The sequence below is a fragment of the Asticcacaulis sp. genome, from assembly GCF_051956075.1.
Classification (GTDB): domain Bacteria; phylum Pseudomonadota; class Alphaproteobacteria; order Caulobacterales; family Caulobacteraceae; genus Asticcacaulis.
In genome coordinates, this window is sequence record NZ_JBQCGA010000061.1 from 108,754 (window position 1) to 122,772 (window position 14,019).

A 14,019-nucleotide genomic window follows, 5' to 3' on the forward strand; every position below is an offset into this window, starting at 1 on the left:
GCGCAGGCGCGACGCCGCGCCCGACGCATGGTCACAATGTCGCGAAACCATTTGCAAAAGAAACAGCCGTCGCCTAGGTCATGAAGCAAGCTTTCGCAGACCTGTTACAAGGAATCGCATCCCATGCCGTCGCCCGATTATCGTCTTGCCGCCGCGCCCGCCGAGCATACCCTTCTGGCCGTCATTCTTGGCGAGGGCGAGACGCCCAGCGCGGGTTTCGCCAAACTGGACAAGGCTCTGGCGGACGACGTTCTGGCGCAGCTCGCCACGCTCGGCTTCAAGGGCGCGCGCGGCAAGACGCAGATTGTCGGGCGGCCCGCCGGTCTCACGGCGGCGGGGCTGGCTGTGGTCGGCGCGGGCGATCTGAAGACGCTGGACGCCGCCGCCATGGAGACGCTGGCCGCCGGTCTTTATCATGCGGTCAAGGCGTCGGGCTTCGCCAGTCTGAGCCTCGATCTCAGCGGCTTTGCGCCGGATGTGGCGGCGCAGGCCTATTTAGGGCTGCAACTGGCCGGATACCGTTTCGACAAGTATTTCGGGCAGGCCAAGCTGGACAAGGCGCCGACTTTGAAGACGGTCACCGTGGTCTGTGACGACCCGGCGGCGACTGAAGCGGCGTTTGCGCCGCTGGCGGCGCTGCGCGACGGGATTATGTTCGCCCGTGATCTGGTGTCGGAGCCCGCCAATGTCCTCTATCCGCAATCCTACGCCGACCGTCTGAAGGCGCTTGAGGGCGTCGGCCTCAAGGTCGAGGTTCTGGGCGTCGCCGAGATGCAGAAGCTGGGCATGAACGCGCTTTTAGGCGTCGGGCAGGGCAGCGCGCGCGAATCGAAGCTGGTCGTCATGCAATGGACAGGCGGCAAGGACGGCGACGCGCCGGTCGCCTTTGTCGGCAAGGGCGTGACCTTCGACACCGGCGGCATCTCGATCAAGCCCGCCGAGGGCATGGAGGATATGAAGTGGGACATGGGCGGCTCGGCCGCCGTGGTCGGAACCATGATCGCCCTGGCCGGGCGCAAGGCGAAGGTCAATGCGGTCGGCATTGTCGGCCTGGTCGAAAACATGCCGGACGGCAATGCGCAGCGTCCGGGCGACGTGGTCAAGGCGATGTCGGGAACGACGATTGAGGTGATCAATACCGACGCCGAGGGCCGTCTCGTGCTGGCCGACGCGCTCTGGTACTGTCAGGACCGCTTCAAGCCGCAATTCATGATCGACCTGGCCACCCTGACCGGCGCCATGATCATCGCGCTCGGCACCGATTACGCCGGGGTGTTCAGCAATAATGACCAACTGGCCGAGCGCATCGGCGCGGCGTCGAAGACGGCGGGCGAGAACACCTGGCGCATGCCCTTGCCCGCGCAGTACGAAAAGCAGATTGATTCGAAAATCGCCGACATCCGCAATATCGGCGGACGTCCGGCGGGCTCGATCACCGCGGCCCTGTTCCTGCAGCGCTTCGTCAACGGCCTGGCGTGGGCGCATATGGATATCGCCCCGACCGCCTGGACCAATGAGCAGCGCATCCCCAGCGTGCCGGAAGGCGCGACCGGCTTTGGCGTGCGCACGCTGAATCAGCTTGTGGCCAGCTATTACGAAGGCTGACCATGCCGGATGGCGATCTCGAAGCGGGCGCGGCGTCCGGGCCGGAATTCTGGTTCTATCATCTGGAAAGCCGGTCGCTGGCGCAGACCCTGCCGGAACTGCTGGAGCGGACGCTGCAACGCGGCTGGCGCGCCTATGTGCATGGCGCGGACGATGAGCGGCTTGAGGCGCTGAACGCGCATCTGTGGACCTATGCTCCGGCTTCGTTTCTGGCGCACGGACTGGAGAGCGAGCCGAATGCGGCGCAGCAGCCAGTCCTGCTGGGCGACAGCGGCAGTTTGAGCAATGCGCCGGACGTTTATCTGTCGGTCGCGCCCGTAAATTTGCCCGATTCCGGCGCTATGGCGTCCTTGCAGCGCTGCCTGATCGTGTTTGAAGGCGGCGATGACGGTCATCTCGGCTGGGCGCGGTCGCTGTGGAAGCAGTTGAAGGGCGAGGGACGCAAGCTGGCCTACTGGAAGCAGAACGACAACGGCAGATGGGAGAAGATGCAGTGATCAGGGTGACGACAATCGCCGCAGGCGCGGTGGGATTCGCGGCGGGGCTGCTGGTTCTGGCCGGGTGCGCGACGACCTCGCCCGTATCTTCGCCGGATGCGTCGCCGCCGTCGCCGCGACCGTCCATGCCGGTTCCGCTTCGTCCCGCGCCGACGCAGGAAACGCCTGCGCCCGCGCCGCAACTCAAGCCGATGGCGGACGATCAGTGCGGCGCGCAACCTTTGCAATATCTGGTCGGCAAGCCGCGCACCGATATTCCCGTGCCGCTCGATCCGTCGATGCGGCGGGTGGTGTGTTCGACCTGCGTGGTGACGCAGGAATACCGCGCCGACCGCCAGACCATTACCTTCAATTCAGACACCGGACTGATCACATCGGTGAAATGTGGGTAGATAGGCGCAACCGTTCGTGGCATCCTATCGTCCAATGATTGCAGAGCCAAACGAATCACAGGCGTGAGGCGGCGCGGTTGGGAGACCCTATGGATAAGATACGCATTGCGGAGGGGCGCGCGGCGGAAATCCTGCTGATCGACGACAATCGCGGCGACGCCCTTCTGGCTGCGCACGCCTTTCGCGAAGCGCGGGTCGCGACGAATCTCAGCATGGCGTCAACCGGAGAAATGGCGCTGGCGCGCCTGTGCGGGGAAGACGAATATGCGGGCGTCGCGCATCCGGATCTTGTGCTGCTGGATCTGCAATTGCCGCGCATGAGCGGCCTCGACGTGCTGAAAGCGATAAAGTCTGACCCGGATTTGCGTCACATTCCGGTGATCGTCATGTCGAATTCAGGCAATCTTACCAATATCGCCAGATGTTACGACCTGCACGCCAACGCCTATGTCGCCAAACCCGGCGACTTGACCGCCTTTCGGGCGGCGATCACCATGATCGAGCAGTTTTTCTTTATGCTGGCGGTGCTGCCGCCGGCAGGGGCGACGAAGCGGGAAGGAGTCGATGCGGATGCACGATGATCTGGTGACAGCCAGAACGACCACCGACGCCGAGGAGGAGTTTCGCGACTTCGCCTATATCGTCTCGCATGACCTGGCCGGGCCGGTGCGCTCTATGGTCGCGTTCTCGCAAATCCTCAAAGAACAGGTCGGCAAGACGGTCACCGACGACGATCAACTGCATCTCGACCTGATTGTCGAAAGCGGGCAGAAGCTCAGCGAGATGATTCAGGGGCTGCTGGCCTTTTCGCGGCTGAACACGGTGCCGCGCGTCTCGACCGTCTGCGATCTGGAGATCGTGCTGGCGCGCTGCTATATGGAGGCCCAGCCACGGCTGGACGCCACCAAGGGCGTGCTCAACTATCCGCGCATGCCGGAAATCACCGCTGATCCGGGACGTATGTTCACCCTGTTTTACGCGCTGATCGACAATGCGCTGAAATTTCGCAGCGAGGCGGCGCCGGATATTCGCATTCAGGTCGAAGAAAAGGCGGACTTTTGGCAGTTTCGCGTGTCGGACAATGGCGTCGGCATCGACGCCATGTTCTATGACGATGTGTTCCGCCCTCTGCGCAAGCTGCATACCGACGACGCCTATCCGGGCGTCGGCATGGGTCTGACCCTGGCGCGCAAGATCGTGCTTCAGCACGGCGGCGAAATCTGGCTGGAGCCGTCCGGGCGCGGCGCCGGTCTGACGGTGGCGTTTACGCTGTCGAAAAATCCGTAAGGTGTTTTTTTGTTAAAGTCGCTCTTCCTTATCCAAAAAGTGAAGACACTTTTTGGGGAAACGCTTCAAACGCCCGCTTCCAGGCGGGCGTTTTCGTAAGCCTCGGCGGCCTCCATCCATTCGGCTTCGAGGCGAACGAGATCGCTTTCCAGTTTCGCCTTGTCTTTTCCAAGACTTACGGCCTTCGTCTTATCTTTTGTATAAAGATCGGGATCGGCGAGTTTGTGGTCGAGCAGCTTGATCTGATTGCCGGTCGTCTCGATCTTGCGCTCCAGGTCGTCAGCCTTCTTCTTCAGCGGGGCGATGGCCTGACGCGCAGCGGCGGCGGCCTTGCGCGCCTCCTTGGAATTGATATTGGCCTGTTTGGGCGCCGCATTGGCGGCGGCGTCTTCGCGCGTAGCGGTCTTGGCCCGTTCGATGACCAGTTTGGCGTAGTCGTCCATGCTGCCGGTGAAGGTCTTGACCGTGCCCTGATCGACCAGCCACAAACGGTCGGCGACCAGTTCGACCAGAGAGCGGTCGTGGGTGATGATCAGCACCGCGCCTTCGTAGTCGTTGAGCGCGTCGAGCAGGGCGCGGCGCGAATCAATGTCGAGGTGGTTGGTCGGCTCATCGAGGATCAAGAGGTGCGGCCCGTCCATCGCCACCATGTTGAGCAGCAGGCGCGCGCGTTCGCCGCCGGACAGGTCTTTGACCTTGGTTTCGACTTTTTCGACGGTCATACCGAAGGAGCCGAGGCGGGCGCGGCGTTTCGACTCGGTCTCTTCCGGGCGGGCGCGGCGCATCATTTCCAGCGGCGTGTCTTCCGGGTCCATCGCCTCGATCTGATGCTGATGGAACCAGGCGACGGTCATGCGCCGGTCGCGCCATTGCACGCCGTGCTTTTCGCTCAGCGCGCCAGCCAGCAGCTTGGCGAAGGTCGATTTACCGGCGCCATTGACGCCCAAAACCCCAATGCGATCATCGGGATCGAGCCGGATATTGACGTTGCGCAGGATGACGGCGTCGTCATAGCCGATGCTGACGTCTTCAAGGCGCAGCACGGGCGGGGCCAGTTGTTTCTCGGGCGACGGCAGCAGGAAGGGCGCGACGCGGTCCTCGATATTGGCGGCGATGGGCGGCAGCTTGGCCAGTTTCTTCATGCGCGACTGGGCCTGGGTCGCCTTGCTGGCCTTGGCGCCGAAGCGGTCGATAAAGCCTTGCAGGTGGGCGCGCTCGGCCTCCTGCTTGGCGCGGTTGGCGGCGTTGAGACGGGCCTTTTCGGCGCGCATCTGCTCGAAATTGTCGTAATTGCCGCTGTAATAGTCGAGCTTCTGACCGGTGACATGCACGATGGCGTCCACGGCTTCATTGAGCAGGTCGCGGTCGTGCGAGATCATCAGGGCGGCGTTCGGATAGCGTTTAAGCTTGGCTTCCAGCCACAAAGCGCCTTCGAGGTCGAGATAGTTGGTCGGTTCGTCCAGCAGCAGCAGGTCGGGCTCAGCCAGCAGGGCGCCAGCCAGGGCGGCGCGCATCCGCCAGCCGCCGGAAAAGTCCGAAATGGGCCGCGTCAGATCGGCATTGGAAAAGCCGAGGCCGGACAGGATTTCGGCGGCGCGCGACGGGGCGCGGTCGGCCTGGATGGCGTAGAGGTCGTGATGGATTTCCGCCTGGTGCATCGGATCGGCGGTTTCCAGCGCTTTCAGCAGATTGGCGCGGCGGGTGTCGAGCGCCAGAACTGCGTCGATCAGGTGCTGCGGCGAGGCGGCGATTTCCTGATCGACAGAGGCGACGCGCCAGCCCTTCGGCATCAGGATCTCGCCGCCGCCGGGCTGGTGATGGCCTAAAATGAGTTTGAACAGGGTCGATTTGCCGACGCCGTTGAGGCCGACGAGGCCCGCCTTGACGCCCGGCGCCAGGGTCAGGCTGGCGCCGTCGAAGAAGCGGCGGCCATAGGCGTCGAAGACCAGGGCGTTGATTTGCAGCATGTCGCGAAAACTTCGGAAAATTCAGGGTTGGCGAACCGGATGGAGGTCGCTATAAGCGCGCCAATCTTAAATACCAAGCAAAAATGGAACCTCCCATGTCCCGTACCTTCTCCATCATCAAGCCGGACGCCACGCGCCGCAACCTGACCGGCGCGATCAACGCCGTGATCGAAGCCGCGGGCCTGCGCATCGTGGCGCAGCGCCGCGTCCACATGACCCGCGCTCAGGCCGAGCGTTTCTATGGCGTCCACAAGGAGCGTCCTTTCTTCGGCGAGCTGGTCGAGCAGATGACCGCCGCGCCGGTCGTGGTGCAGGTTCTGGAAGCCGATAACGCCGTGCCGAAGTACCGCGAAGTCATGGGCGCGACCAACCCGGAACAGGCCGCCGACGGCACGATCCGCAAGCAATTCGCTTTGTCGATCGGTGAGAATTCGGTGCATGGTTCGGATTCGGATGAGAATGCGGCGATCGAGATCGCGCAGTTCTTCTCGGAAGCCGATATCGTCGGCTAAGTGACGGGGCGTGGGGGCGATTGCCCCACATCTTCGCTATCCATAAGAAAAGCCCGGCCAAAGAGCCGGGCTTTTCTTATGGATAAAGGAAAGGCTGGGGCCAGTTGACCGGGGGCGCCGAGCCCCAGACCCCGTTACTTAGACGCCGCTAACGCTTTGCGCAGCGCCTGCGGATACAGCCGATGCTCCTCGGCCAGCACCCGCGTCGCCAGCCGCTCCGGCGTATCGTCAGAAAACACCGGCACGCGCGCCTGGGCGATGATCTCGCCCTCATCCACGCCCGGCGTCACCCAATGCACGGAAGCGCCGTGTTCGGACACGCCCGCCTCCAGCGCGCGCTCATGCGTATGCAGGCCCTTGAATTCGGGCAAGAGCGCCGGGTGGATATTGATCATCTTCCCTGCCCACTGCGACACCAGCCACGGCGTCAGCACGCGCATATAACCGGCCAGACAGATGAATTCGACGCCCTCGGCGCGCAGGGCCGCGTCGATCTGGCGCTCATGCGCCTCGCGGTCCTTGCCGAACGGCTTGTGATCGAGCGCAAAGGTCCTGATTCCGCGTTCCGCCGCCCATTGCAGGCCCGGCGCTTCGGGATCGTTGGCGACCACCAGCACGAACTCGGCGGGAAAATCCGGCGCCTTGGCCGCTTCGACCAACGCCATCATGTTGGAGCCGCGACCTGAGATAAAGATGGCCGTGCGTGTTTTAGGAGAGGTCATTGCGGGCCGTAGTGGATAAATTTTTGAAACTTAAATCCGAGCCGCCAGTTGACCGCACACGAAGGCGTCTTCACCTGCATTGAGCAGGGCAGCCAGCACCGCGTCGGCGTCTTTCGGCGCGACATACAGGACGAAGCCGACGCCGCAATTGAAGGTGCGCAGCATCTCGGTCTTGTCGATATTCCCGGCCTCCATCAGCCACTGGAACACCGGCGGGAAGCTCCAGCCGTCGAAGTCGAACTGCGCCGTCAGATGCTCGGCGACGCCGCGATCCGGGTTTTCGATCAGGCCGCCGCCGGTGATGTGGGCGCCGCCCTTGATCAGGCCCGCCTTCATCAGCGGCAGCACCGATTTGATATAGATGCGCGTCGGCTCCAGCAGGGCTTGGGCCAGCGACATGTCCTTGGCGAACGGGGCTTCGGACGACCAGGACAGGCCCGCGACTTCGATCACCTTGCGGATCAGCGAATAGCCATTGGAGTGCGGACCCGACGAAGCCAGGCCGATGATGACATCGCCCGCGCGCTGATCGTCGAAGCGCGGCAGAACCTTGTTGCGATCCACGGCGCCGACCGAGAAACCGGCCAGATCGTAATCGCTGTCGCCGTACATGCCCGGCATTTCCGCCGTTTCGCCGCCGACCAGCGCGCAGCCCGCGCGCTTGCAGCCCTCGGCTATGCCCGCCACGACGCGACGCGCCGTATCGACGTCCAGCTTCGAGGTGGCGTAATAGTCGAGGAACATCAGCGGCTCCGCGCCCTGAGCCAGCAGGTCGTTGACGCACATGGCCACCAGGTCGATGCCGACCGTGTCGTGACGGTGCGTCTCGATGGCGATCTTCAGCTTGGTGCCGACGCCGTCGGTCGTGGTTACGATCAGCGGATCGTCATAACCGGCGGCGCGCAGATCGAACAGAGCGCCGAAGCCGCCGAGGCTGGCCTCCGCACCCGGACGGCGCGTCGCCTTGGCCAACGGCTTGATCGCGTCCACCAGAGCCTCGCCCGCGTCGATATCGACGCCGGACTGGGCGTAGGTGAGGCCATTGGAAGGTGTGGAGGCGCCGCTGGGTTCAGACATTTCTCTTCCTTGCGCTAACGCTTTGCTGCTAGAGCGCGGTATAAATCGAATCTCGATATGACAATAAGGCTTTAAAGCCGAAGCGCGTTTGCTATAGCTACAAAATGACGCCAATTACAAACACGAATGATCTGATCGCCTTTTGCGAAGCGATAAAATCCGCGCCTTTCATTACGGTCGACACCGAATTCATGCGCGAGACGACCTACTGGCCCAAGCTGTGCCTGATTCAGGCCGCCAGCGAGGACCACGCCGCGATCATTGATCCGCTGGCCGCCGGTCTCGATATGACGCCGTTTCTCGACATTCTGGCCGATGAGAAGGTGCTGAAGGTGTTTCACGCCTGTCGGCAGGATATGGAGATCTTCGTCAATCTCGGCGTGCTGCCCAAGCCGGTGTTCGATACCCAGGTGGCGGCGATGGCGGCGGGTTATGGCGATCAGGTCGCCTACGATTCGCTGGTGCGGCAGAAACTCAAGATCGACATCGACAAGGGCTCGCGCTTCACCGACTGGGCGCGCCGTCCGTTGAGCGAACAGCAGTTGAAATACGCGTTGGGCGACGTCACGCATCTGGCCAAACTGTATCCCAAGCTGCGCGACCGGCTGGCGAAGCAGGGGCGGCTCGACTGGGTGGCGGAAGAAATGATCGCCCTGACCGATCCGGCGCTGTACGCCACCGATCCAGATCAGGCGTGGCGGCGGTTGCGCCCGCGCAAGACCTCGACCAAGTACATGGCCGCTTTCGCGCAGGTGGCGGCGTGGCGTGAGCGCACGGCGCAGGAGCGCGACATGCCGCGTGGCCGCATCCTGAAAGACGAGGGCGTGGACGAGATCGCCACGCAATTGCCGACCGAATCGGCGGCCTTCGATCATCTGCGTTCGACCTCCAAGGGGTTCGGGTCGTCGAAGTTCGGGCTGGAACTGGCGGAGATACTGCGCAAGGTGCTGAAAGAGCCGGAGGCCTATGCGCCCAAGGTCGAGAAATCCGGTCCGCCGGTTCAGGTGCCCGCCTCGGTGGTGGAGCTGCTGAAGGTGTTGTTGCGCATCCGCTGCGAGGAGGAGGGCGTGGCGCCGAAACTGCTGGCGACCGTGGCCGATCTGGAAAAGATCGCGCTCGACGACAAGGCGAAGGTGCCCGCGCTGGAAGGCTGGCGGCGGCAGGTGTTCGGCGAGGACGCGCTGCGGCTCAAGCACGGCGAACTGGCTCTGGTCCTGAACGGGACCAAGGTGGAGCTGGTTGAGCTGGAATAGGGAAAGCTTAGGCTTTTCCTAGGTATAGCTGATAATGTTCAAGTTCAGCTTTAGGGATTGCGCCAGCGCCTTGGCGCGGCGGCGCGTTTGTTCGCCCAGCAGCAGGTCTTCCCATCCGGCCTTGGCGCTGAGGGTGAGGTTGTCGCCGTCCTGACGGATGTGCGAGCGGCCCAGAAGCGGCGCTGATTTGGCGGACAGATCGCAGCCGAGGCGGAGCAGAAGCCCGAGGCGCGTGGCTTGCAGAAGGCCGTCCTCACCGAGAATGCGACCGGTCAGCACCGGTTCGCGCGTATAGGGATCGCCGGAATAGCGGGTATAGAGGGCGCAGGCGAGAAAGACGCGTTCCTCATGGCTCTGACCGGGGATGGGCGCGCGCAAGACCTGATCGCTGGCCAGATCGGCGCGGTGATCGGGGTGCAGGCAGGCGCCGATATCGGCGAGTTTGGCGGCGGCGCGCACCAGTTTTTCCGGCGGCGGTGAGAGGGCCTGATCGCAACTGGCGCAGAATTCCAGCGACCAGTCGGCCAGGGCGACGCCAAGTTCATCATTGATGCCCAGGCGCGCGCCCAGCGAGGCGCAACCGGCGATCAGGGGATCGTCGCGGCGCAGGGTTTCCGGCATGGCGTCGAACAGAAGCCCTTCGCGCAGGCCGAAGGCGGAGAAGCACAGGCTCTCGAATTTCAATTCTTCGATCAGGCCTTGCAGGACGAGGGCGGCGTAGGAGATGTTTTCAATGCGGCGTTTGGAGACGCCGGGCAGTTTTTCCAGCGAAGACAGGGACTGGCTCGCGATCAGGCGGGCGATGGACACCGCTTCGCGCGCAGGCATCTCGAACTGTTGCACAATTTGCAACGGATAGTGCTGCTTCATCATCCAGATCAGCGCCAGATTGCGCCAGGCGCCGCCGACGGCGTGAAAGTAGGGATTGATAAAACGGCCTTTAAGCGGTTCTAACTGTTCGCGAATCTGCTGCGTGGCGCGATTCAGGTCGATGGGCTGCGGCGCGCCGAGCGCGAAGGGCCCCAGCGGCAGGGTGACGCCCGCGACCTCGGCGGGTGCGTCGAGGTCGATCAGTTCAAGCGACGAGCCGCCGAGATCGCCGACCACGCCATGCGCGTCGAGATGGCCGCAGCGCACGCCTTGAGCGGAGTACCAGGCCTCTTCGGCGCCGCTGAGGACGCGGACCTGAAAGCCGGTTTCCAGGGCGACGCGGGCGACGAAGTCAGGGCCGTCGCTGGCCTCGCGCACGGCGGCGGTGGCGACGGCGTGGACGCCGTTGAGGTCGTAGGATTCGAGAATCGCCTTGAAACGGCGCAGGGCGATCAGGCTTTCTTTCAGGCCGCCCTTATGCAGGGCGCCGGTCAGCTTCAGATCGCGGCCCAGACCTGCCAGCACCTTTTCGTTGAAGATCGGCCAGATCGAACGCCCTTCGACGCGATAGATGACCAGACGCACCGAGTTGGAGCCGATGTCGATGACGGCGGTGTTATAGTTCAAGGAAGCCAGCCTCCGGTCGCGTAACCTCAAAGCGCATAAAGCGTTTGGCGCTTTTTGACCAGTTCAAAAGGGCGTTATCCCTTGCGGGCGCCGATATGGTCGAAGGCCTGCGGCAGATCCTTGACGCCGCGCCCGCGACCGGACAGGGACGGAGTGGTCATGAAGTAGTCGTGCGCCGAGAACGGCTTGTCGAAATGGCTGGTGTCGATGCGGTGATAGACGCCGTCATTGCCCAGCGACCAGCTCTGCGCCTCGTCATTGAGGTTGGCGACCATGATCTGATCCAGCACCTGACGATGCACGGTCGGGTTTTCGATGGGGATCATGGTTTCGACGCGGCGGTCGAGATTGCGGCTCATCCAGTCGGCAGAGGACATGAAGACGCGCGCCTGATCCGACGGCATGGCGTGGCCGTTGGCGAAGCAGACGATGCGCGCGTGTTCGAGGAAGCGACCGACAATCGACTTGACGCGGATATTTTCCGACACGCCCGCAACGCCCGGACGCAGGCAGCAGATGCCGCGGATCACGAGGTCGATCTGCACGCCCGCCTGCGACGCCTGATAGAGCTTTTTGATGATGGTCGGATCGACGAGGGCGTTGAGCTTGGCCCAGATCTGCGCAGGTTTGCCGGACTTTGCATTCTGAATTTCCTGATCAATCAGATGGATCAGGCCGGGTTTTAAGGTGACGGGCGAGAAGTAGAGCTTCTCCATCTTGTCCGGGCGCGCATAGCCGGTGATGTAGTTGAACACGCGCATGGCGTCGCGGCCCAGTTCAGGATTGGCGGTGAACAGGGACAGGTCGGTATAGATCTTGGCTGTGATCGGATGGTAGTTGCCGGTGCCGAAATGACAGTAGGTGCGCAAAGATTCGCCCTCGCGTCGTACGACGACGCTGAGCTTGGCGTGGGTCTTGTACTCGACGAAGCCATAGACGACATGCACGCCCGCGCGCTCCATGGCGCGCGCCCAGCGCAGATTGGCTTCTTCGTCGAAGCGCGCCTTGATCTCGACCAGGGCGGTGACGTTCTTGCCCTGCTCGGCGGCTTCGATCAGGGCGGCGACGATGGGCGAGTCCTTCGAAGTGCGGTAAAGCGTCTGCTTGATGGCGATGACGTTCGGATCGCGCGCCGCCTGACGCAGGAACTGCACCACGGCGTCGAAGCTCTCGAACGGGTGGTGGACCAGAATATCCTTTTCGCGCACGGCGCCGAGAATATCGCCGCCATTGTCGCGGATGCGTTCGGGGAAGCGCGGCTCGAACGGCTTGAATTTCAGGTCGTTACGGTCGCGCGGAATCAGTTGCGACACCTCGGCCATGCCGAGTATGCCGCCGACCAGCACCACGTCCTCAGCCTTGGCGTTGAGGTGGCCGGTGATGAAGTCGCGCAGGTCTTCGGGCATGGAGGCGTCGATTTCGACGCGCACCACCGAGCCGAGGCGGCGCTGTTTGATCAGGGCTTCGAACTCGCGCACCAGATCTTCGGCCTCTTCCTCAAGCTCGATATCGGAATCGCGCAGGATGCGGAACAGGCCGCGCGAGACGATGTCGAAGCCGGGAAAGAGCTGGCCCAGGAACAGGCTGACGAAGTTTTCCAGCGAGATGAATTTGCGCCGTTGCGGCCCGGTTTCGCCGGGCTTGCGCGCCGCTGTGGCGATCTCCCAGAAGCGCTTGACGCCGGTGGGGATCGGAACCAGCGCGTACATGGTCCTGGCGTCGCGGCGGCGGTTCAGCTTCAGCACGATCGAGAAGCCGAGATTGGGGATGAACGGGAAGGGGTGCGCCGGGTCGATGGCCAACGGCGTCAGCACCGGAAAAAGCTGGCTTTCAAACTGCTTTTCCAGCCAGACGTGGTCGGTCTTGTTGACGTCCTTCGGTTGCAGCACGATCAGGCCTTCGTCGTGCAACTGGTTGCGGATCGTGGTCCAGATCGCCTGCTGGCGGCTCATGAGCTGACCGGCGGCGCGGTTGACCGATTCGAGCTGCTCGGTGGGGGTATGGCCGTCGGCGCTGAGGACGCGCACGCCTTCGCGCACCTGACCTTGCAGGCCCGCGACGCGCACCATGTAGAATTCGTCGAGGTTATTGGCCGAGATCGACAGGAAGCGCAGGCGCTCCAGCAAAGGATGGCGCGGATTTTTCGCCTCTTCGATGACGCGCTGGTTGAAGGCCAGCCAGCTCAGTTCGCGGTTGACATAGAGCGTCGGGTCGAGCGGCGCGTCATGGCTGAAATCATAGACCTTCTGTTTAGGCGCAGGCTTGGTTTCAACCGGCTCGGACAGGGCGGACAGGGGCGCTTCGGTGGGCGCGGGCAGGTCGGTGGCGGTCGAATCGGTCATGACAACAGCTATGGACGTTTTTGGGGACGTTTTGGGAGAAGATTACGCCCGATTTGTTTAAAAACTAGCCTTCATCGTCAAAAAGCGAGCCCTGATGGGCTTCGATAAAGGCGCGGGCCAGGGTCCGGTTGAACGGACGTCCATTGGCATAATGCTCTAAATCTGTGACAATTTTTTGCGCCGCCGCCACGGAGCGGTCGATGCGGCGCGCCAAATAGTCGATCAGGTCGGGCGAGGGCGAGATTGCGCGCTCATGAAACAGCTTGTGCAGGATATCGACCATCAGGGCTTCGTCGGGTTCGGGCAGGGCGAGAAGGCGCATGGCGCGGACGCGCGAGGCGAGATCGGGGATGTCGATTGTCCAGGCAATCGGCTGAGTCTTTGTCGTTAAAACAAGATATTGTTGCTCTTTTTGAATGTGATTTATGAGGTGGAAAAGCGTGTCCTGCCGGGCGTTTTCCGCGTCATCGACGACATAGGGCCGCGGCTCAAGCGCGGACGGATTGAGCGTTTGGGTGTCGGCGGCGCTTAACAACAGCGCGCCGGTCTGCACGGCGAATATATGCGCCATATGCGTCTTGCCGCTGCCGGGGCCGCCCAGCAGAATCAGGTGCGGCGACAGCCAGGTTTCCGGCGCGTCCAGCACGCTTAGCACGTCGCGCAACGCAGGCGTCGCGATAAAGCGTTCGCGGCTGTAGCGGTCGGGCGCGGCGAGATCGAGGGGCAACTGGACGGACAAGCGGGTTTCCTTTGTCGTGTAATTTAGGCGTCGGCGGCGGGCGTGGCAATGCGCGCGCCTGTTGATGAAAGCGCGCGGCTGTTGATGGAAAAGGGCAAAAAGGCTTGACTTTGCGGGCGCGTCGTGTGT

The 14,019-nt window shown here is 62.9% G+C and carries 13 protein-coding genes; 7 read left to right on the plus strand and 6 right to left on the minus strand.

Features of this window, described 5'->3' with window-relative positions; all coding sequences use genetic code 11:
- The first annotated feature begins 123 nt into the window (after window positions 1–123).
- From ACTHLA_RS17090 to ACTHLA_RS17110, 5 genes are all read left to right on the plus strand, one after another.
- Window positions 124–1,605 (plus strand): leucyl aminopeptidase, encoded by a 1,482-nt coding sequence (locus ACTHLA_RS17090; RefSeq protein WP_440192292.1) that lies wholly within the window; start codon window positions 124–126, stop codon window positions 1,603–1,605.
- A 2-nt stretch (window positions 1,606–1,607) separates the two neighbouring features.
- The gene (locus ACTHLA_RS17095) at window positions 1,608–2,102 is read left to right on the plus strand and encodes a DNA polymerase III subunit chi (protein WP_440192295.1); all 495 of its coding nucleotides are present in this window, start codon (window positions 1,608–1,610) and stop codon (window positions 2,100–2,102) included.
- Window positions 2,103–2,107: 5 nt separating this feature from the next.
- The gene (locus ACTHLA_RS17100; protein ID WP_440192298.1) at window positions 2,108–2,494 is read left to right on the plus strand and encodes an I78 family peptidase inhibitor; all 387 of its coding nucleotides are present in this window, start codon (window positions 2,108–2,110) and stop codon (window positions 2,492–2,494) included.
- A gap of 89 nt (window positions 2,495–2,583) precedes the next feature.
- Complete coding sequence (locus ACTHLA_RS17105; RefSeq protein WP_440192301.1) at window positions 2,584–3,075, plus strand: response regulator; 492 nt, start codon at window positions 2,584–2,586, stop codon at window positions 3,073–3,075.
- Window positions 3,065–3,781 (plus strand): sensor histidine kinase, encoded by a 717-nt coding sequence (locus tag ACTHLA_RS17110; RefSeq protein ID WP_440192304.1) that lies wholly within the window; start codon window positions 3,065–3,067, stop codon window positions 3,779–3,781. The genes ACTHLA_RS17105 and ACTHLA_RS17110 overlap by 11 nt, the downstream gene beginning before the upstream one ends.
- Window positions 3,782–3,846: 65 nt before the next feature.
- On the opposite strand, the gene ACTHLA_RS17115 is transcribed toward ACTHLA_RS17110, so the two are convergent.
- A complete protein-coding gene (locus ACTHLA_RS17115) occupies window positions 3,847–5,748 on the minus strand; it encodes an ABC-F family ATP-binding cassette domain-containing protein (RefSeq protein ID WP_440192307.1) in 1,902 nt (633 codons plus the stop codon).
- Window positions 5,749–5,843: 95 nt separating this feature from the next.
- On the opposite strand from ACTHLA_RS17115, the gene ndk reads away from it, so the two are divergent.
- Window positions 5,844–6,260: a nucleoside-diphosphate kinase gene (gene ndk / locus ACTHLA_RS17120; protein ID WP_440192310.1), complete on the plus strand. Its 417-nt coding sequence runs from the start codon at window positions 5,844–5,846 to the stop codon at window positions 6,258–6,260.
- A gap of 134 nt (window positions 6,261–6,394) precedes the next feature.
- Here the strand turns inward: ndk and purN are convergent, their stop codons facing one another.
- Together purN and purM are read right to left on the minus strand one after the other, a co-directional pair.
- Complete coding sequence (purN, locus tag ACTHLA_RS17125; RefSeq protein ID WP_440192313.1) at window positions 6,395–6,982, minus strand: phosphoribosylglycinamide formyltransferase; 588 nt, start codon at window positions 6,980–6,982, stop codon at window positions 6,395–6,397.
- A 30-nt stretch (window positions 6,983–7,012) separates the two neighbouring features.
- The gene (gene purM, locus ACTHLA_RS17130) at window positions 7,013–8,059 is read right to left on the minus strand and encodes a phosphoribosylformylglycinamidine cyclo-ligase (RefSeq protein ID WP_440192316.1); all 1,047 of its coding nucleotides are present in this window, start codon (window positions 8,057–8,059) and stop codon (window positions 7,013–7,015) included.
- 104 nt (window positions 8,060–8,163) lie between these two features.
- On the opposite strand from purM, the gene rnd reads away from it, so the two are divergent.
- The gene (rnd, locus tag ACTHLA_RS17135; protein WP_440192319.1) at window positions 8,164–9,312 is read left to right on the plus strand and encodes a ribonuclease D; all 1,149 of its coding nucleotides are present in this window, start codon (window positions 8,164–8,166) and stop codon (window positions 9,310–9,312) included.
- An 18-nt stretch (window positions 9,313–9,330) separates the two neighbouring features.
- Here rnd and ACTHLA_RS17140 read toward each other — a convergent pair whose 3' ends face one another.
- The 3 genes from ACTHLA_RS17140 to ACTHLA_RS17150 form a co-directional block, all read right to left on the minus strand.
- On the minus strand, window positions 9,331–10,809 hold the full coding sequence (locus ACTHLA_RS17140) for a Ppx/GppA phosphatase family protein (protein ID WP_440192322.1): 1,479 nt from the start codon (window positions 10,807–10,809) through the stop codon (window positions 9,331–9,333).
- 74 nt (window positions 10,810–10,883) lie between these two features.
- Complete coding sequence (locus ACTHLA_RS17145) at window positions 10,884–13,151, minus strand: RNA degradosome polyphosphate kinase (RefSeq protein ID WP_440192325.1); 2,268 nt, start codon at window positions 13,149–13,151, stop codon at window positions 10,884–10,886.
- A 64-nt stretch (window positions 13,152–13,215) separates the two neighbouring features.
- On the minus strand, window positions 13,216–13,890 hold the full coding sequence (locus ACTHLA_RS17150; protein WP_440192328.1) for a chromosomal replication initiator DnaA: 675 nt from the start codon (window positions 13,888–13,890) through the stop codon (window positions 13,216–13,218).
- Between the last annotated feature and the right edge of the window lie 129 nt (window positions 13,891–14,019).